The sequence below is a fragment of the Qipengyuania sp. genome (genome assembly GCF_042095715.1).
Lineage (GTDB): Bacteria > Pseudomonadota > Alphaproteobacteria > Sphingomonadales > Sphingomonadaceae > Qipengyuania.
Genome location: NZ_JBELMO010000002.1, coordinates 107,051 through 126,355 on the forward strand (window position 1 = coordinate 107,051; position 19,305 = coordinate 126,355).

Consider the following 19,305-nt stretch of genomic DNA (forward strand, 5'->3'; position numbering starts at 1 on the left):
GTAAAGGGAAAAATGGCCGGTCTTGCGCCCGCTGCCGCTTCGGAGCGGGGTCTGGTCGGAAGCAGGAGTGTGCCGGAGCGTTGCCTGGCAGCTCAGAAGCGGAACTGGGTTCCCACGTAGACGGCCTTGTCGTCGTCCACCCCGTCGGTCAGCGGAGCGATACGGTCGCGATCCTGCGAAACGCGTACGCCCGCCGTCACGTCGAGATTCTTCATGATGCGATAGGATCCGCCGACATCCACGCTCTGATCGCCGGCGCCTTCCAGAGTGCGCGGCGCGCGTCCGGCACTGGCCTGTTGTTCGAAGGCGATACGCGGCTGGAAACGCGACGGCTTACCCGCCTTTTCGTCCTTCTCGGCGCCATAGGAGGACAAGTCCGCCATTGAGATTTCGCGAATGCTGTCCGGTACGGCCAGCGCCTTGGGCGCAGGGGCCGCGAAGCTCTGGAAGCCGCGTGCCGAGCCCAAATTGTAGCGCGTGGTATCGAGCTGGGAGATCGCGGCGAGCGCCCCGCCCAGTTTCCCGGAGGTGGTCGCTTCCTTTGCGGTGCGGCGCACCGTGATGGCGCGCGCGGTGGCGCGATCGACCCGCACCGCCATGGTTACCATGCGTTCGGGACGCGGGGCCTTGGCAGCGGGCGTGAAGCGCAGCCCATCGGCGCCCAGCGTGGCGGCGACCTCGCGCGCCAGGGCCGGATCGGTGTTGGCCGGGGTGAACGGGACGAAGCCGATATCGAATGATTCAGCGGAACGGGTCAGCGTGCCGACGGCGGCACCGCCGGCGCCGGGAATGGCAAGGCCAACAGCGGCAAGCGCGCACAGCGCGGCAAATGCCCGCGTCCGGCCTTTCTTACCGCTGATAGGCGTCATACTGCGCACCCTGTTCATCGCACCCAAATCAGACCATCGACCGGCTGGATGGTTCCTGAACACCGTGTCGATAATCACACCGCGTCCAGAATCGCCGCCAGCGTTTTTCTATCGCGACTCGCAACCTAGGCCCGCGGCCTGCCATTGGCCAGCTTTTCCACAGGGCGCGGCGCAATCGAGGCGAAAGTGTTGCCTCCATGCACGCATGCATCCCCTTGAAACCGCGCGTTCATTCGCGGTCAAGCAGGCGCCGGGCACCCCCGTGCCGCTTGCCCGCCCCGCGCACCCGGCTATAGAGCGCGCATTCGACAGACAAGGACCGTTATGCGTTTCGCCCGATACCAGTTCCGCCCTGCCCATATCGCCGCCGCCATCGCGGCCACCGCTGTGCTGGCGGGGTGCGGGAGCAAGGAACGCCCGCGCGCTGACCTGGCCGCCGCGCAGGTCAACACCATCGGCGTCAATTCCTATCTCTGGCGCGCCGCGCTGGAGGCGGTAAGCTTCGCCCCGCTGCTCCAGGCGGACAGCGCCGGCGGCGTGATCGTGACCGACTGGTATGCCAATCCGCAGAACCAGGCCGAACGGGTGAAGGTGACGGTGACGATCCTCGATACCGATTTGCGTGCCGATGCGCTGCGCGTCGCGGCCAGCCGTCAGGTGACGCAAGGCGGCACCTGGGTGGATGCGCCGGTTCAGGCCGCCACGGTGCAGAAGCTGGAAGACATCATCCTGACCAAGGCGCGCGAACTGCGCCGCCAGGCCATCGCGAGCTGATTTTCCCTGCCGGGCGCGCGCGATGGCTTTCCATCCTGCGCGATTTCCGTAACAGGGCGGCATGACCGCAGAGCGTTTCGATCCCGCAACCGCCGATCCCCGCTGGCAGGCCGCCTGGGCCGATGCCCGCGTGTTCGAAGCGGACAGCAATTCTCCCAAGCCCAAGAGCTATGTGCTGGAGATGTTTCCCTACCCATCGGGGCGCATCCATATCGGCCATGTGCGCAACTATACGATGGGAGACGTGCTGGCCCGCTACAAGCGGATGACCGGGCACGAGGTGCTGCATCCGATGGGCTGGGACGCCTTCGGCATGCCCGCCGAAAACGCCGCCATGGAAAAGGGCGTGCATCCCGGCGGCTGGACGCGCGAGAACATCGCCAACATGAAGGCGCAGTTGAAGCGGCTGGGCTTCGCCTTCGACTGGGCCAGAGAATTCGCCACCTGCGATCCCGGATATTACGGGCACGAACAGGCGCTGTTCCTGGCGCTTTACGAAGCTGGGCTGGTCTATCGCAAGGAGAGCGAGGTCAACTGGGACCCGGTCGATATGACCGTGCTCGCCAACGAACAGGTGATCGACGGCAAGGGCTGGCGCAGCGGCGCGCCCGTGGAACGGCGCAAGCTGGCGCAGTGGTTCCTCAAGATCACCGACTTCGCGGAGGAGCTGCTGGAGGGGCTGGATAGCCTCGACACCTGGCCCGACAAGGTGCGGCTGATGCAGGGCAACTGGATCGGCAAAAGCCAGGGGCTGGAATTCAGCTTCGATTTGTCGAATGGCGACAAGCTGCCCGTCTACACCACGCGGCCCGACACGATCTTCGGCGCCAGCTTTGTGGCGGTGGCCGCTGATCATCCGATCGCGCAGGGCGTGGCGGAGACGTCTCCAGCGGCGCGCGACTTCATCGCCGAATGCAAGCGTGGCGGCACCACGGCGGCCGAGCTGGAAACCGCCGAGAAGCTGGGCTTCGACACCGGGCTCACCGCGAAGCACCCCTTCACCGGCGCGGACCTGCCCGTCTACATCGCGAACTTCGTGCTGATGGATTACGGCACCGGTGCCATCATGGCGGTGCCGGGGCACGACCAGCGCGACTTCGATTTCGCCACCAAATACGGCCTGCCGATACCCCGCGTGGTCGCGCCCAGCGCCGGGGAGGCCGACCAGCCCTTCGCCGGCGAGGCCGAGAGTGGCGAGGGCGTGATCGTCAATTCCGACTTCCTCGACGGGATGAGCGTCGATGACGCCAAGGCCGAGGTGATCCGCCGGATCGAGGCGCAGGGCAGGGGCGAGGGCAAGACCGTGTGGCGCCTGCGCGACTGGGGCGTTTCGCGCCAGCGGTACTGGGGGACGCCGATCCCCTTCATCCATTGCGACGACTGCGGCGTGGTGCCGGTGCCGACCGACCACCTCCCCGTCGTCCTGCCCGAGGACGTGGATTTCAAGACGCCGGGCAATCCGCTCGACCGCCATCCCACATGGAAGCACGTCGATTGCCCGTCCTGCGGAGGAAAGGGCCGGCGCGAGACCGATACGCTCGACACCTTTGTCGATTCGAGCTGGTATTTCCTGCGCTTCGCCAGCCAGCCGGCGGACAAGCCTTTCGATCCCGAAGAAGTGGCGAAATGGCTGCCGGTGGAACAGTATATCGGCGGGATCGAGCATGCGATCCTTCACCTGCTCTACGCCCGCTTCTGGACCCGCGCGCTCGCCCGCACCGGCATGATCGACGTGAAGGAGCCCTTCGCCTCGCTGTTTACACAGGGCATGGTGACGCACGAGACCTATTCGCGGCGCGAAGGGGAACGTGTCATCTACTTCGCGCCCGAGGAGATCAGCCGCAAGGCGGAACGCGCGCTGCTGACCGCCGATGGCGGCGAGGTCGAGATCGGGCGCGTGGTGAAGATGTCGAAGTCAAAGAAGAACGTCGTCGACCCCGATACCATCATCAAGCACTACGGTGCCGATGCGGTGCGGTGGTTCATGCTGTCCGATTCGCCCCCCGAACGCGACCTGCCGTGGTCCGAGGCTGGAATCGAGGGATGCTCGCGCTTCGTTAAGCGCCTCTGGCGGTTGTTCGGACAGTATGAGGCGGGTGTTCAGGGGGCCGATCAAGCGCTTGATCGACAGGTTCACAAGACGGTCGCCGCTGCCGCCGAGGACATTGAGGCGCTGGCTTTCAACAAGGCGGTGGCGCGGATTTACGAGCTGACCAGTGCCATCGAAAAGGCCAAACCGAGCGCCAGCCGGAGCGAGGCGATCCGCAAGCTGGCCGTGCTGGTCGCCCCGATGATGCCGCATCTGGCGGAGGAAGCCTGGGCGGCGATGGGTGGGAAGGGCCTTATTTCGCAGGCGGAATGGCCCGAGGTGGACTCCGCGCTGCTGGTCGACGACGAGGTGACGATCGCGCTCCAGCACATGGGCAAGCTGCGCGACACCGTCACTGCGCCCAAGGGGGCGAGCAAGGATGATCTCGAAGCACTTGCGCTGGGCAACGAGAAGATCCGGCGCTCGATGGACGGCGCACCGGTGAAGAAGGTCATCGTGGTGCCCGACCGGCTGGTGAACGTAGTCGCATGAAACCGCTGATGATTTCCCTCGCCGCGCTGGCTCTGTCGGGCTGCGGCCTCCAGCCGATGTATGCCGGCGGCGGCAATGGAGCCGTCGCGCAGGGCCTCGCCGCCGTAGAGGTGCCGCCCATCGAAGGCCGCGCTGGCTGGCTCGTTCGGAACGCCCTCAACGATCGACTGGGCGCCGCGGGCGAGGCGGGTACGCGCTATCGCCTCGACGTCCGGCTCGACGAGAACCTCGAAGGTCTGGGCGTGGTTGGCGATGATGCGGTGAGCCGCGAGCGCCTGATCCTGCGAGCCCGCTATCAGCTTGTCGATGCGGCGACGGACGACATTCTGCTGGATGCAAGCGACGCGGTCGATGCGGGTATCGACGTCGTGTCGAGCGAATACGCCGTCATCGCCGCCGAGCAGACCGCGCAGGAGCGGCTGGCCAACACGCTCGCCGATCGCATGATCGCGCGCGTTGCCCTGGCGTTGCGCAAGCGAGCGGAATGAAGCTCACCAATTCGACCTTCCCGGGCAAGGCGAAATCCGCCGCGCAGGATTGCTCGATCTTCTTCTTCTGCGGGCCCGACGAAGCCGGTGCGAGCGCGGCTGCGAATGATCTTGTCGCTTTGCTGGACGATCCCGGCGAGCGGGTGGAAATCGCCGGATCCGAACTGCGCGCCGATCCCGCCCGCCTTGGCGACGAGGCCCGTTCGCGCTCGCTCTTCGGAGAAGCGCGGCATTTATGGGTACGCGCCAACGGGGACGATGCCCACGCTGCGCTCGCGACGCTGATCGAAACCGCCGAGGCCGGAGCGGGCGAGGCGTGCCCGATTGTCGTCATCGCGACGGCCGCCACTGACAAGTCTCGCACTGCAAAGCTGCTCGAAAAGCGCAAGGATGCGCTGGTCGCGATGTTCTACGCGCCGGACCTGCGCGCCATGATCCCGACCGTGCGCGCCTTGGGCGATGCCGCCGGCGTCAGGCTGGATGCGGCCTTGGCGGAACGCGTTGCGAAGGCATCCGGACTGGACGTGCGGCTCGCGCGCTCGGAAGTCGAGAAGCTGGCGCTTTATCTCGATGCCACTCCACAGGCGCCGCGCGCAGCCGATGCAGAGGCACTCGATGCGGTGGGGGCGAGCAGCGAGGACGATGGTTTCGCCCCGCTCGTGGACGTGGTGCTGGGTGGAAACACCGCTCGCCTGGGAGACGAATTGCACCGCATGCGCGAGCTTTCGCTCAATCCGGTGGGCACGCTGCTCGCTTTCGAACGCAGGGCGGCGCTGCTCGCGCGCATCGCGGCCAGCGGCGGGAGGCCGGACAAGGACGGGCTGCGCAGGCTGGGCGTTTTCTGGCGGGAGGCGGACGCGGTGATGGTGCAGGCAGGCATCTGGCAGGGAAAGCGGCTGGCCCTGCTGACCCACCGGCTGGTGGAACTGCATCGCCAGCTTCTAACAGATAGCCAGGCGGCGGAAATGCTTCTGGCGCAGGCGCTTACCGGTATCGCCCGCAGCGCCGCACGCCGCTAACCCGTTAGTTTTCAGGAACGGAGAAGGTTCCGCTAACACGACCGCCCGAGCCGTTGCCGGTCGCCCCGGTAACGCCCGAAGAGCCGCTTGCGCTGCCATCCACGCTGGATACGCCGCTGCGCAGATCGATTACCAGGCGACCGCCGTTGAGCGTGTCGCCACCACGATTGAGCCGCACATCGCCCGCCATGGTAATGATCCGGCGATTGAAATCATACACCGCCACATTGCCCCGCGCCCGCTCGTTCCCGCGCGCCACGGTTACGCCACCGGTGGCGGTGATGCGCTGGATCTTGAGGCTGCCGGTATTGGTATAATCGACCAGCGTTCGCGCGGCATTGAGCGTCAGGCCGGCCTGATCGATCCGGACGTTGCCCGAAAGCACGACGCGGTTTGCCTTGTCCTGCAACTCGATCCGGTCGGCGGCATAGTTTACCGGCGCGTTGCTATTGTGGCCGGCCAGCGCCTGGGCATAGACATGCATTCCGCCCGCGCAGGCAAGCGTGAGCGCGAATCCCACGAAGGCCGAACGCGCGGCACGGACTGGAAGCGCAATCATTCGGGCATCCTCATCTGGTTGATCTTGCCGGGCTCCATCCTGAGCCGCGCGTTGCCGATCAGCGACAGCGTGCGAGCCTCCAGATCGACCTCCAGCCGATTGGCGGAGAAATTGCCAGCGGGAACGGTACCGGAAACGCCGCCGGCCCCGATCACGCGTTTCTCGGGCAGATCCACGGTCACCCCGTCGAGCTGCATGGTGTAGCCATCGGCAGCGGAAAACCGCACCGCGCCGGGAATTTCCACTTCGTCGCTGGAAATGTCGTATCGTCCGGATTGTGCGACGATCTGCGCCGGACCGTCGGTAAGCAGGATGCGTGCGGCAAGGTCCTTGAGGCGCACGATGCCTTCCACGCTGGAGCGTTGCACCGCTTCGCCCGCCACCAGCGAAAAGGGGCGGCCCTGATCGTCCTGCCCGCGATAAAGAGCGCTGTCGGCGCGCAGCCGGTCGTTCACGATATCCACCTTGGTGCGGTCGAGCAGAAAGCTGACCTCACCGCGCGGCGACAAGGGTGTTACCACCATCAATGCGGCGACCACGCCCACACCCATGGGCAACGCAACGCCAAGTATGCGCACAAGCCGATCGTGCGAACCGCCGGGCGTGGCGAAGTGCTGACGCTCGGTGCGCATCGCCTTCGCTTCCTGCGTCTCGATCCGACGTTGCTTGCCCATCGCGCAGGCTCAATCCTCTTATAGGTGTGCGAAAATATCGTGGTCGGGCCAGCCTTCCAGGTCGAGCCGGGCCCGCGCGGGAAGGAAATCGAAGCACGCCTGCGCCAGCTCGGTCCGGCCCTCGCGCGCCAGCCTGCGGTCGAGTTCTTCCTTCAGGCGATGCAGATAGCGCACGTCGGACGCCGCATATTCGCGTTGCGCATCGTTGATGTCGGGCCCGCCCCAGTCCGAACTCTGCTGAACCTTGGAAAGCTGCACGCCGAGCAACTCGTCGACCAGGTTCTTGAGGCCGTGCCGGTCGGTATAGGTGCGCACCAGCTTGCTGGCGATCTTGGTGCAATAGGCCGGCGTGGCGGTCACGCCGAGATAATATTCGATCGCCGCCAAATCGAACCGGGCAAAGTGAAACAGCTTGGTGCGCGTGGGATCAGCCAGAACCGCTTTTAGATTCGGCGCTTCGTAATCGCTGTCGGGGGCGAAGCGGACCAGATGTTCGTCGCCGCCGCCGTCGCTGATCTGCACGACGCACAGCCGGTCGCGCGGGGTGATGAGCCCCATCGTTTCGGTGTCGACGGCCACCGCACCGGGGGCGAGCACGTCTGCGGGAAGATCTTCTTCGTGAAAATGTACTGTCATAGGGGCGGGGCCTTAGGCGCAATGGGGAAAGGTGGGAAGGGTCGCTGGCCCATGCAAGCAACCGGGCGTAGCGAAACTGCGATGAGCGGCGAACCGATCCCCGAAAGCTGGCGTCCGGTCCTGGAACCGGTGCTGAACACCCCCGAGGCGCGCAGACTGGGGGGATGGCTGCGGGCCGAGGAAGAAGCGGGCAAGACGATCTATCCGCCGCGCGGCACCCGTCTGCGCGCTCTGGAATTGACCCCGCTCGAAACGGTGAAGGTCGTGATCCTGGGGCAGGACCCCTATCATGGTCCGGGGCAGGCTATGGGTCTGTCCTTCTCCGTGCCCGAGGGTGTAAAAACGCCGCCCAGCCTGTCGAATATCTACAAGGAGCTGGCCTCCGATTGCGGTGTCGCTCCGCCCGCCGGGGGCGACCTGAGCGGTTGGGCCCGCCAAGGGGTATTGCTGCTCAACAACGCACTGACGGTTGAGGGGGGGCAAGCCGGAAGCCACGCCGGTCGGGGCTGGGAAGCGGTCACGGATGCCTGCGTGGCGGCGGTGGTGGCGCGATCGGAGCCCAGCGTCTTCATTCTGTGGGGCAGCCACGCCCAGGCCAAGGCAAAGCGCGTTCCAGGCTTGGACGCCGGCCGCCATTGCGTAATTGCCAGCCCCCATCCCAGCCCGCTGTCCGCGCATCGTGGCTTCTTCGGAAGCAAGCCTTTCAGCCGCGCCAACGCCTTCCTCGAATCGCATGGCAGGGGCGCGATCGCATGGAGCCTGGACCGCGCATAGGGGGGTTTTACAAAACTCCGCCAGCTCCGCTTCGCCGGGGATTTCCGCCGGTTCGCGCCTGATTTGCAGGCGCGAACCGTCACTTTCCGTTTTTTCGCGCTTCCGCCGCCACCAGCTCATCCCGGCGACCATGCGCCATGTGACGCCATGTAGGACAGGAAAAAGTGGCGGCGTCGTTATGCTCAGCGGGGCAGGTTGGTAGCGCCCATCAGCCCCTCGTCAACTGCCCGTGCTGCCTGGCGCCCCTCGCGGATCGCCCAGACCACCAGACTCTGACCGCGCCGCATGTCACCGCAGGCGAAGACGCCCGGTTCGCTCGTGGCATAGCGGTCGGTATCGGCGGACACATTGCCGCGCTGGTCCAGCGCCACGCCGGCCCTGTCCAGCAGTCCCCGCCGCTTGGGGCCGGTAAAGCCCATCGCCAGCAGAACCAGATCGGCGGGAAGGGTGAATTCGCTACCCGCGATTTCCTTCATATCGCGACCTTCCCACTCCACACGTACGCATTCCAGCCCCGTGACCCGTCCGTTCTCGGACGCGACCTGCTTGGCCAGAACGGCCCAATCGCGATCTACGCCTTCGAGATGGCTGGAGGAGGTGCGCAGCTTCAGCGGCCAATCGGGCCAGGTCGTCGCCTTGTCCTCGCGCTCGGGCGGCTTGGGCATGATCTCGAGCTGGGTCACGCTCTTCGCGCCCTGCCGGTTGGATGTCCCCACGCAGTCGCTGCCGGTGTCGCCGCCGCCGATCACCACGACATGCTTGTCCTTGGCGCTCAGGGTGCCGCGCGGCGCGGCGCGCACTTCGTCATCGCCAGCATTGCGCTTGTTCTGCTGGGTCAGGAATTCCATCGCCAGCCTTACGCCGGGCAATTCCGCACCGGGAATTTCCAGGCGGCGCGCCTCTTCCGCGCCGCCGGCCAGAACCACCGCGTCGAAATTGTCCTTCAGCGCCTGAAAGCTGACCTCGACACCGACTTCGCTACTGGTACGGAACTGGACGCCTTCGGCCTCCATCTGCACCGCGCGGCGGTTGATCAGATGCTTCTCAAGCTTGAAATCGGGAATGCCGTAGCGCAGCAGACCGCCGATCCGGTCGTTCTTTTCGAACACGGTCACCGCGTGGCCCGCGCGGGCGAGTTGCTGGGCGCACGCGAGACCGGCAGGCCCGCTGCCCACCACCGCCACGGATTTGCCTGTCCGCTTCTCCGGCACTTCAGGTTCGATCCACCCTTCGCGCCAACCGCGGTCCACGATGGCGCATTCGATGCTTTTGATCGTGACCGGCGCATCCACGATGTTGAGCGTGCAGGCCGCCTCGCATGGCGCGGGGCAGATCCGGCCGGTGAATTCGGGAAAGTTGTTGGTGGAATGCAGAACCGTCAGCGCGCGTTTCCAGTCATCTTCGTAGACCAGGTGGTTCCAGTCCGGGATGATATTGTTGACCGGGCAGCCGGTGTGGCAGAACGGAATGCCGCAGTTCATGCACCGCGCCGCCTGCTGCTGCAGCTTGGACTGCGGCAGGGGAACGGTGAATTCCTTGTAATGCGTCACCCGCTCGGCCGCGTCGTCATAGGTGACGTCCTGCCGATCGTATTCGAGAAAACCCGTTTCCTTGCCCATTCTATCTAACCCAAACAAAAGTCGTCATCCCCGCGAAAGCGGGGACCCAGGGAGGTGCCACTGAGGTTTCAGATGGATTCCCGCCTGCGCGGGAATGACGAGGGAATTTTGCAATCATTCTGCCGCCTCCATCGCGGCTTCATTGCGTTCGGCCTCAAGCGCCTGCAGGGCGCGGCGATAATCGCGCGGCACGACCTTGCGGAAGCTGGCGAGTGCCGTGTCCCAATCGTCCAGCAGGGCTGCGGCGCGTTTCGATCCGGTGTGAAGCTGGTGGCGTTCCACCAGCACGCGCAGCCGTTCGGCATCGTGATACAGCGGATCGCCCATTCCCATATCGTGCACCGAGCGCGGCTTCTGCTGAGGGCGACCGGTGCCGTCCTCCGCGTCCCGCGCATCCGAGACGGTTTCGATATCGACCTGCGCCGTATTGCACAGCTTTTCGAAATCGCCATCGGGGTCGTAGACATAGGCGATGCCGCCGCTCATCCCGGCAGCGAAATTGCGGCCCGTGGGACCCAGCACGCAGACGACGCCGCCGGTCATGTATTCGCAGGCATGGTCCCCGGTGCCTTCCACCACGGCGACCGCGCCGGAATTTCGCACCGCGAAGCGCTCTCCGGAAACGCCGGCGAAATAGGCTTCACCGGCGATTGCGCCATAAAGCACGGTGTTGCCGACGACGATGTTCCGGCCCGCCTCGCGCGGGACATGCTGAGGCGGTTTCACCACGATACGGCCCCCGGAGAGCCCCTTGCCGACATAATCGTTGCCGTCGCCCGTGAGGTCGAGCGTGACACCGTGGGCGAGCCATGCACCGAAGCTTTGCCCCGCGGTGCCCGTGAAGTTCACGCGGATGGTTTCCGGCGGCAGCCCCTCGTGCCCGTATTTCTCCGCGATCCGACCGGATAGCATGGCCCCGGCCGTGCGGTTCACATTGCGGATCTTGCGGTCGATCACGACGGGGGTCCGGGTGTCGATGGCCTGGTCGCACGCCTCGATCAGCTCGTTGTCGAGCGCCGCGCCCAGCCCGTGGTCCTGTTCCATGGTGTGAAACAATGGCGAGCCGTTGCCGACAGGCACCGAATGGAGGATGCGCCCCAGGTCCACCCCGTCGGCCTTCCAGTTCCTGTGCACGCGCCGCATGTCGAGGCGGTCCACGCGGCCGACCATCTCCTCGACGGTGCGGAAGCCCATCTGCGCCATGATCGCCCGCAATTCCTCGGCCACGAAGAAGAAATAATTGATCACGTGCTCGGGCTGGCCGGTGAAGCGCTTGCGCAGCACCGGGTCCTGCGTGGCGACCCCCACCGGGCAGGTGTTGAGGTGGCACTTCCTCATCATGATGCAGCCTGCCGCGATCAGGGGCGCGGTTGCGAAGCCGAACTCGTCCGCGCCCAGCAGCGCACCGATGGCGACATCGCGCCCGGTGCGCAGACCGCCGTCGACCTGCACCGCGATGCGGCTGCGCAGATCGTTGAGCAGCAGCGTCTGCTGCGTTTCGGCGAGGCCGATCTCCCACGGGGAGCCGGCATGGGTGAGGCTGGTCAGCGGCGATGCGCCCGTGCCGCCGTCATAGCCCGCGATGGTGACGTGGTCCGCCTTGCACTTGGAGACGCCCGCCGCGACGGTGCCCACGCCCACCTCGCTCACCAGCTTCACCGAGATGCGCGCCTTGGGCTGCACGTTCTTGAGGTCGTGGATCAGCTGCGCCAGATCCTCGATCGAGTAGATGTCATGGTGTGGCGGCGGGCTGATGAGGCCAACGCCCGGCGTGGAGTGCCGCACGGCGGCAATCGCCTTGTCCACCTTGTGACCCGGCAATTGCCCCCCTTCGCCCGGCTTGGCGCCCTGCGCCATCTTGATCTGGATATCGTCCGAATTGACGAGATATTCGGTGGTTACCCCGAACCTGCCGGAGGCCACCTGCTTGATGCGGCTGCGCATGGTGTCGCCGTTGTCCAGCGGGGTGAAACGGTCCGTTTCCTCCCCACCCTCACCCGTGTTGGAGCGACCGCCGATGCGGTTCATGGCGATGGCCAGCGTCGTATGCGCCTCGCGGCTGATCGAGCCGAAGCTCATCGCGCCGGTGCTGAAGCGCTTCACGATCTCGGTCGCGGGTTCCACCTCCTCGATCGGGATGGCCTGATCGGCATGCCTGAATTCCATCAGGCCGCGGATCGTCAGCAGGCGTTCGGACTGTTCGTTGATCGCCCGTGCGAAGGCATCGTAATTGTCCTGTGCATTGCCGCGCACGGCATGCTGAAGATTGCTGATGGAGTCGCTGGTCCAGGCGTGATCCTCGCCCCGCAGGCGCACGGCGTAGATCCCGCCGACATCCAGCATGCCTTCGTAAAGCGGGCTGTCGCCATAGGCCTGGGCATGGCGCGCGACCGCCTCCTCTGCCACCTGACGAAGGCCCACGCCCTCGATCGTGGTCGCGGTGCCTGAGAAATAGGCATCCACGAATTCGCTCGACAGTCCCACGGCGTCGAAGATTTGCGCCCCGCAGTAGGACTGGTAGGTCGAAATGCCCATCTTGGACATCACCTTGAGGATGCCCTTGCCCACCGCCTTCACGTAATTGGTACGGACCTTTTCCGGAGCCAGATCGGGCAGCTTGGCGGCGCGAATGTCTTCCAGCGTTTCGAAAGCGACATAGGGGTTGATCGCCTCCGCCCCGTAGCCCGCCAGCGCGCAGAAGTGATGGACTTCGCGCGCTTCGCCGGTTTCCACCACCAGCCCGGTCTGCATGCGAAGACCCTGGCGCACCAGCTGGTGATGCACCGCCGCCGTCGCCAGCAGGGCCGGCATGGGGATGCGGTCAGGCCCCTGGTTGCGATCGGACAGGATCAGGATGTTGGCGTCGGCAAGCACGGCTTCGGTAGCCGCCCAGCCCATTTCCTTGAGCGCCATGGCGAGCCCGTCGGCCCCCGTCGATGCGTCCCAGGTGATATCGATGGTCGCGGTGCGGAATGCCCCATCCAGCGCCACTTCGACCGAGCGGATCTTGGCAAGGTCTTCGTTGGTCAGGATCGGCTGACTGACCTCCAGCCGCTTGTGCGTGCCCGCGTCACGGCCCAGCAGATTGGGTCGCGGACCGATCATGGACATCAGGCTCATCACCAGTTCCTCGCGGATCGGATCGATCGGCGGATTAGTGACCTGCGCGAAGTTCTGCTTGAAATAGTCGTAGAGCAGACGCGACCTGCTGGACAGCACCGCCAGCGGGGTGTCGGTGCCCATGGAGCCGATCGGATCGTCGCCCGATTGGGCCATCGGCTCGAGGAAGCGGGCGATGTCTTCCTGGGTGTAGCCGAAGGCCTGCTGGCGTTGCAGCAGGGTGGTCGTGGCCTGCGGCAGTTCGCTCAGCTCGGGCTCGATATGGTCGAGGTCTTCGAGCTTGTACTGCGCCTTGTCCAGCCATGCCTCGTACGGATGCGCATCGGCGAGCTGGGACTTCAGCTCGTCATCCTCGATGATGCGGCCTTCCTCAAGGTCGATCATCAGCATCTTGCCCGGTTGCAGGCGCCATTTGCGCACGATGTCTTCTTCCGGGATCGGTAGCACGCCGCTTTCGCTGGCGAGCACAACCAGATCGTCCTGGGTCACGCAGAAGCGCGCCGGGCGCAGGCCGTTGCGGTCCAGCGTGGCGCCGATCTGGCGGCCATCGGTAAAGCACACCGCCGCCGGCCCGTCCCAGGGTTCCATCAACGCGGCGTGGTATTCGTAGAACGCCCGGCGCGCGGGATCCATCAGCGGGTTCTTCGCCCAGGCTTCAGGGATCAGAACCATCATCGCATGCGCCAGGCTGTACCCGCCCGTCAGCAGGAGTTCGAGCGCATTGTCGAGACAGGCGGTGTCCGACTGACCGTGCGGGATCAGCGGCCACATCTTGTCCAGATCGATGCCCAGCAGTTCGGATTCCATCGTCCGCCGCCGCGCTTCCATCCAGTTCACATTGCCGCGAACGGTGTTGATCTCGCCATTATGGGCAGTGAAGCGATAAGGGTGCGCAAGCCGCCAGCTGGGGAACGTGTTGGTGGAGAAGCGCTGGTGCACCAGCCCCAGCGCGCTGATGCAGTCGGGATCGCGCAGATCGTCGTAGAAACTGCCGACCTGGTTCGCCAGAAGCAGGCCCTTGTACACGATGGTCCGGCTCGAAAAGCTCGGGATGTAGGCATCGGTGAGCTGCGGCATGCCGTGCTTTTGTGCCAGCTTCTTGAGGGGGTTCAGCGTCTGCTTGCGGATCACCACCAGCTTGCGCTCGAACGCGGACTGGTCCGCGCAGTCATCGCCGCGGGCAACAATGCATTGCCGCATGACCGGCATCGACGCGACCACCGCATCGCCCAGACCATCCTGCGTGGTGGGCACCTCGCGCCAGCCGAGTACCCGCTGGCCTTCCTTGACAACAAACTTCTCAAGCTGGTCTGCCACGAACTGCGCGGCTTCGGCATCCTGGGGCATGAAGCACTGCGCCACGGCATAGTCGCCCGCCGGCGGCAGTGCGAAGCCTTCGCCATCGGCCCACTTGCGGAACAGGGGGTCAGGGATCTGGATCAGAATGCCTGCGCCATCGCCCAGCAGCGGGTCCGCGCCGACCGCACCGCGGTGATCGAGGTTATGCAGAATCTCGAGTGCCCGCTCCACGATCACATGGCTTTTGGCGCCCTTGATATGCGCCACCATGCCGACGCCGCATGCGTCATGCTCATTGCGTGGATCGTAAAGTCCCCGCGCGGGCGGGAAGTCGGTCGAGTGCATAGCCATCCTGTCTGGTGCCGGAATCGGGGCAATTCTCATTACCACGAGCCCGACACATCAATCCGGCGCGTAGCGCCGTGAAAATGTCGCGAATATATACCATGACGGGGCGAAAGCTATTTTGCAACCGCGTAAACCGACATATTATTGCTCAAGCACCCAACTTTAGGTGCCCGACGACCAATCTGCGCGATCAATCCTTGCTTCTGGCACGCGCCAGCTTGTCCAAGGCCAGCCGCAGTTCCGCCTGATGGTCGAACGGCCATACGGGCTTGGCTGCGGGTTGGGCCGAAGTTCCCGCCTCCCGAGCCAGGAAGGTGCGCAAGGGGTCGTCCGCAACGCCCGGTTCGGGACGCGGCGGCGCGCTGCCGCCGTCACGGAAGCTGGCAAGGGCGCGGTCGAATTGGTCGAGCAGAACCGGAATGTCCGGCATGGGCCGCGACGGTTCATCGGGTCCGGCGATAAAATCCGATCGCTGCTCCAACGGTTCTTTGTCAGCCGGTTCCGAAGCGAGCTCGCCGCCATCCGCCAACACATCCTCGCTCTCGCTCTGGTCGGGCGTTTGCGGTCGAAACGCGCTCATCGCCGGCAGGACCTCGCTGCCCCCCATCTCCTCGGAAAGTTCCTCATGGATTCGCAACGGTCTGCGGACCGGCTCTGGCTCCTCGGCTTCGATAACGGGCGCGGCGGCCTCGTCCCCGGCGTAAATGGGCCGGGGATCATAACGATGCCGCCGCGCCGCAAGCCGAACCGCCAGCAGACCCAGCGCGCCGCCGATTATGGCCGCGAGCGCGCTGGCGGCAATCTTGACGGTGCTGGGATTGAGGCCGCGATCATCGACCAGATACGATAGGCCAATCGCCGAGATCGCGCGGGACAGAACTGCCTCCGGCAGGACGAACACGACCAGGCCGAACAGGGCGGCGGCCCACAGCGCCACGAAGACGCCGAAGACGCTATAGGTGCTGAGCGGGCGATGCCCGGGGCGTGCCATGTGGTTCTTGTATCCCATCCTGTGAATTGGCGCGGGGGGCGGCAGAATCTGAGCCTGACGCCCGCGATGCGCTTGCTCCCTTATGGCTGCGACAACTGGTCATCGCAACAGGCTGGGGGCAACAGCCTGGCCCGCCCGATTCGCACCGTCCGGTATCGGCGGCGCGAGCGACCGTCACTGCGACGGCGCGATGCCGTAGGGGCAGGGCGCTGGCGGTTGCACGGCCCCGACCCTTGCGCCATGAGGGCGGCGCAATCCGCCCATAAATCGAGAGGAGAGGCGCATGACTCCGCAGGAAGCGGCCACCAAGGTCGGCGAAACCATCGGCACCAGCGAATGGGTCGAGATGAGCCAGGACCGGATCAATAAATTCGCCGATGCCACGGGCGATCACCAGTTCATCCACATCGACGAGGAAAAGGCCAAGATGACGCCGTTCGGCGGCACGATCGCGCATGGTTTCCTGACCTTGTCGATGATCCCCTATCTGGGTGCCAAGTCCGACACGCCGAAGATCGATGGCGTGAAAATGGGCGTCAATTACGGCGGCAACAAAACGCGCTTCATCAGTCCGGTGCGCAGCGGAAAGCGCATTCGCGGACACTGGAAGTTGCTCGAAATGGTCGAAAAACGTCCCGGCCAGTGGCAGCAGACCTGCGAGATCACGATGGAGATCGAGGGCGAGGAAAAGCCTGCCCTGATCTGCGAGTGGATCACCCAGCTCTTCGTTTAACTCTCCACCGGCCCGCGCGGGCTCAATCGTACAAGACCTCAGCTTCGCTGGGATGACGAAAGGTTTTCAAAATGCGTGACGCAGTAATCGTCTCCACCGCCCGCACCGCCATCGGCCGTGCCTACAAGGGCGGGTTCAACGACACCAAAGGCCCGACGCTGGGCTCCTACTCGCTCAAGCCCGCGATAGAGCGCGCCGGCATCGAAGCCGGCGAGATCGACGATGTGCTGTGGGGCGCGGCCCTTCAGCAGGGCACGCAGGCCGGCAACCTGGCCCGCCAGGTTGCATTGCGCGCAGGCTGTCCGATCGGCGTTTCGGGCATGACGATGGATCGCCAGTGCTCGTCGGGCCTGATGTCCATCGCGACCGCGGCCAAGCAGATCATTACCGATCGTATGGATATCGTGGCCGCCGGTGGTCAGGAATCGATCAGCCTGGTGCAGACCAAGGAAATGCGCGTCATGCCCGATCCGGAGCTGATGGCGATGCACGGCGCCATCTACATGCCCATGCTCCAGACCGCAGAGACCGTGGCGCAGCGTTACGGCATCAGCCGCGAGGCGCAGGACGAGTACGCCCTTCAGTCGCAGCAGCGCACCGCCGCCGCGCAGGAAGCAGGCCGGTTCGATAACGAGATCGTACCTGTCACCACTACGCACAAGGTTGCCAACAAGGAGACCGGCGAGGTCTCGGACGTGGAAATCACCATCGCCAAGGACGAGGGCAACCGCCCCTCGACCACGCTGGAGGGGCTGTCCAGCCTGCAGCCGGTCATGGGCGGCGACACCACCATCACCGCCGGTAACGCCAGCCAGCTTTCGGATGGCTCATCCGCCAGCATCCTGATGGAGGCCAAGGTGGCCGAGCAGCGCGGGCTGCAGCCGCTGGGCCGCTATGTCGGCATGGCAGTGGCCGGCACCGAGCCCGACGAGATGGGCATCGGCCCGATCTTCGCAATTCCCAAGCTGCTCGAACGCTTCGACCTCAAGGTCGACGACATCGGTATCTGGGAACTGAACGAGGCCTTCGCGGTGCAGGTTCTCTACTGCCGCGACAAGCTCGGCATCGACAACGAAAAGCTGAACGTGAGCGGCGGCTCCATCTCGATCGGCCACCCCTACGGCATGACCGGCGCGCGCTGCACCGGCCATGTCCTGCTGGAAGGCAAGCGTCGCGGTGCCAAATATGGCGTGGTGACGATGTGCGTCGGCGGCGGCATGGGCGCTGCTGGCCTGTTCGAGATCTTCTGATCCTTCGCTACCGTGACGGGCCGGGGTCGCTTGCGATCCCGGCAGTCCGGCGATTTCAAGAAGAGCCGGTTCGGCAGGACGCCGAGCCGGCCCTCTTGGCGTTTAGCGGGAGTATGTTCCCGTCAGGACCGCGGCACCGAGCACATGGCCTTCTGCCGCATCGAGCACTTCGCCGCGGCCCGCACCGCTCTCCAGCTCCAGCGGACAATCTAGCGCGAACAGCTGAAACACGTAGTCGTGCTTGCCATGGCCGCTTGGCGGATCTGGCGCCAGCCATTCGGTCTTGAGCGCGCTGTTCTTTCCCAGGACCGGCGGCTCCTCGCCCTCGAACAGACGAGCCGCGCGCGGCTCCATACCCCATCCCAGCCAGTGGACGAAGGGTTCGGGCGCAGGCGCATCGGGATCTTCGACCACCAGCAGCAGCGACTGCGTTCCCGCGGGCGGTGCAGTCCATTCCAACGGCGGGGCGCAGGCGTCTTCCTCGTCGGCGGTGAACATCGGGTCCAGCGCCTCGCCATCGACGAAGGCCGCGCTCATCAGGCGGAAGCCGCCGCCGTGCATGGTCTCTTCGCCGCCCAGCCGCGCGACCGCCAGCTTGGCGTGTCCGGCGCGTGTATTGTTGAGGGCCTTCCCCAGCCATTCGGGCACATGTTCGAGCATGATCGTCTCTTTCCCATTCAAAAGATCTCTGCACCGCCCACCCGATTGGGCCGCGCGGGTCAACCCCTGCGGGGCGTTCAGGAACACCCCTCGACATAAGCCAACTGGGGCATCACCCCGACATGGATGGCCGCCACCCGCCCGTCCTCGCCGATCTCGAAGCGCAGGCGCGGGTCCTCGCCCGGTTGAGTGAGATAGGCGGCGGGCGACGGGGCGTATTTATGCGGGGTTTCGACGAAGCCGGGGAATGCAGCCTTCGCCTGCGCCGCCGTCGAACCGACCGAGATTTCTTCGTCGAGGGCCTGATTCGCGCCTTCGCTCCTCGTGATGCGCTTCACCGTGCCGCTTTCGACAAGCGCGGTGACGCCGGGCGCGGCGGGGGAGGTATATAGGCGACAGTCGCTGCCCGGGGCGGAGCCGCTGGACGTGAACCCGCTTGTGGAGGGAACTGGCTCGCCCACGGCAAGTCCCGCCGCTCCGGACAGCCGGATGAGGCTGTCGCCGCTGGACGCTGTCTTGGGAGGCGGCATGTCGGACGCAGGGCTGCGGTCGGTGGCCGCGACCTCGCGGCGCGCGTCATCGGCGGTTGCTTCCTGCGCTGCATCGGGGGCGTCGGACGAGCAACCGCTAAGCGCGACCAGCGCCAGCGGGGCTAGGAGCAGGGGAGTGGCAAATCTCATGGCAGGGGAGCGCGCCAAGGCGCCAGGCGTTCCAGACGCTTTGCCTTTTCGAAGGGAATTGCGATCGGGCCGCATGCGTGGCACATCTTCGTGTGTTTCGAGGAAGGGCGAACAGGTGGGCAAGAGCGGACCCAAGCGGGTTCTTGTGGATAGCGTTGCGCAAGGGCGCCCTTGCAATCGAACACCCTGTGGGGAATCCGATATCCTTATTGGTGAGCGCGTGTAGAAGGG

16 protein-coding genes are annotated in these 19,305 nt (G+C 65.3%); 7 read left to right on the forward strand and 9 right to left on the reverse strand.

From position 1 onward, the window contains the following. Nucleotides 1-92: 92 nt before the first annotated feature. Nucleotides 93-869, reverse strand: coding sequence for a hypothetical protein (locus ACFDTG_RS01230; RefSeq protein ID WP_375289255.1), 777 nt, complete (start codon nt 867-869; stop codon nt 93-95). A gap of 324 nt (nt 870-1,193) precedes the next feature. Between ACFDTG_RS01230 and ACFDTG_RS01235 the strand changes: the two genes are divergently transcribed. From ACFDTG_RS01235 to holA, 4 genes are all read left to right on the forward strand, one after another. Beyond that, nucleotides 1,194-1,643, forward strand: coding sequence for a DUF3576 domain-containing protein (locus ACFDTG_RS01235; protein WP_375289256.1), 450 nt, complete (start codon nt 1,194-1,196; stop codon nt 1,641-1,643). Nucleotides 1,644-1,704: 61 nt separating this feature from the next. Further along, nucleotides 1,705-4,224 carry a leucine--tRNA ligase gene (leuS, locus tag ACFDTG_RS01240; protein WP_375289257.1) on the forward strand — a complete coding sequence of 840 codons (2,520 nt, stop codon included), beginning with the start codon at nt 1,705-1,707 and terminating at the stop codon, nt 4,222-4,224. After that, a complete protein-coding gene (gene lptE, locus ACFDTG_RS01245; protein ID WP_375289258.1) occupies nt 4,221-4,712 on the forward strand; it encodes an LPS assembly lipoprotein LptE in 492 nt (163 codons plus the stop codon). Before leuS ends, lptE begins: the two co-directional genes overlap by 4 nt. After that, nucleotides 4,709-5,731 carry a DNA polymerase III subunit delta gene (gene holA, locus ACFDTG_RS01250; RefSeq protein ID WP_375289259.1) on the forward strand — a complete coding sequence of 341 codons (1,023 nt, stop codon included), beginning with the start codon at nt 4,709-4,711 and terminating at the stop codon, nt 5,729-5,731. The genes lptE and holA overlap by 4 nt, the downstream gene beginning before the upstream one ends. 4 nt (nt 5,732-5,735) lie before the next feature. On the opposite strand, the gene ACFDTG_RS01255 is transcribed toward holA, so the two are convergent. From ACFDTG_RS01255 to ACFDTG_RS01265, 3 genes are read right to left on the reverse strand one after another with little or no spacing between them, the layout of a single operon-like run. Next, nucleotides 5,736-6,290: an LptA/OstA family protein gene (locus ACFDTG_RS01255; protein ID WP_375289260.1), complete on the reverse strand. Its 555-nt coding sequence runs from the start codon at nt 6,288-6,290 to the stop codon at nt 5,736-5,738. After that, nucleotides 6,287-6,964, reverse strand: a complete 678-nt coding sequence (gene lptC, locus ACFDTG_RS01260) for an LPS export ABC transporter periplasmic protein LptC (protein ID WP_375289261.1) — start codon at nt 6,962-6,964, stop codon at nt 6,287-6,289. Before lptC ends, ACFDTG_RS01255 begins: the two co-directional genes overlap by 4 nt. Before the next feature lie 18 nt (nt 6,965-6,982). Then, a complete protein-coding gene (locus tag ACFDTG_RS01265; protein ID WP_375289262.1) occupies nt 6,983-7,600 on the reverse strand; it encodes a ribonuclease D in 618 nt (205 codons plus the stop codon). A gap of 81 nt (nt 7,601-7,681) precedes the next feature. Here ACFDTG_RS01265 and ACFDTG_RS01270 point away from each other — a divergent pair, with 81 nt between their 5' ends. Further along, complete coding sequence (locus ACFDTG_RS01270; RefSeq protein WP_375289263.1) at nt 7,682-8,374, forward strand: uracil-DNA glycosylase; 693 nt, start codon at nt 7,682-7,684, stop codon at nt 8,372-8,374. Nucleotides 8,375-8,556: 182 nt separating this feature from the next. Here the strand turns inward: ACFDTG_RS01270 and ACFDTG_RS01275 are convergent, their stop codons facing one another. The 3 genes from ACFDTG_RS01275 to ACFDTG_RS01285 form a co-directional block, all read right to left on the reverse strand. Then, nucleotides 8,557-9,993 carry a glutamate synthase subunit beta gene (locus ACFDTG_RS01275; RefSeq protein WP_375289264.1) on the reverse strand — a complete coding sequence of 479 codons (1,437 nt, stop codon included), beginning with the start codon at nt 9,991-9,993 and terminating at the stop codon, nt 8,557-8,559. A gap of 114 nt (nt 9,994-10,107) precedes the next feature. Next, nucleotides 10,108-14,763 (reverse strand): glutamate synthase large subunit, encoded by a 4,656-nt coding sequence (gene gltB / locus ACFDTG_RS01280; RefSeq protein ID WP_375289265.1) that lies wholly within the window; start codon nt 14,761-14,763, stop codon nt 10,108-10,110. 187 nt (nt 14,764-14,950) lie between these two features. Further along, nucleotides 14,951-15,751 (reverse strand): hypothetical protein, encoded by an 801-nt coding sequence (locus tag ACFDTG_RS01285; protein WP_375289266.1) that lies wholly within the window; start codon nt 15,749-15,751, stop codon nt 14,951-14,953. A 283-nt stretch (nt 15,752-16,034) separates the two neighbouring features. On the opposite strand from ACFDTG_RS01285, the gene ACFDTG_RS01290 reads away from it, so the two are divergent. Both ACFDTG_RS01290 and ACFDTG_RS01295 read left to right on the forward strand, forming a co-directional pair. Beyond that, nucleotides 16,035-16,484: a MaoC family dehydratase gene (locus ACFDTG_RS01290; RefSeq protein WP_375289267.1), complete on the forward strand. Its 450-nt coding sequence runs from the start codon at nt 16,035-16,037 to the stop codon at nt 16,482-16,484. Between the two features lie 71 nt (nt 16,485-16,555). Further along, nucleotides 16,556-17,734 carry an acetyl-CoA C-acyltransferase gene (locus tag ACFDTG_RS01295; RefSeq protein WP_375289268.1) on the forward strand — a complete coding sequence of 393 codons (1,179 nt, stop codon included), beginning with the start codon at nt 16,556-16,558 and terminating at the stop codon, nt 17,732-17,734. Between the two features lie 102 nt (nt 17,735-17,836). Here the strand turns inward: ACFDTG_RS01295 and ACFDTG_RS01300 are convergent, their stop codons facing one another. Then, nucleotides 17,837-18,394: a YbhB/YbcL family Raf kinase inhibitor-like protein gene (locus tag ACFDTG_RS01300; RefSeq protein ID WP_375289269.1), complete on the reverse strand. Its 558-nt coding sequence runs from the start codon at nt 18,392-18,394 to the stop codon at nt 17,837-17,839. Between the two features lie 77 nt (nt 18,395-18,471). Continuing rightward, nucleotides 18,472-19,074: a hypothetical protein gene (locus ACFDTG_RS01305; protein WP_375289270.1), complete on the reverse strand. Its 603-nt coding sequence runs from the start codon at nt 19,072-19,074 to the stop codon at nt 18,472-18,474. Nucleotides 19,075-19,305: the final 231 nt, after the last annotated feature.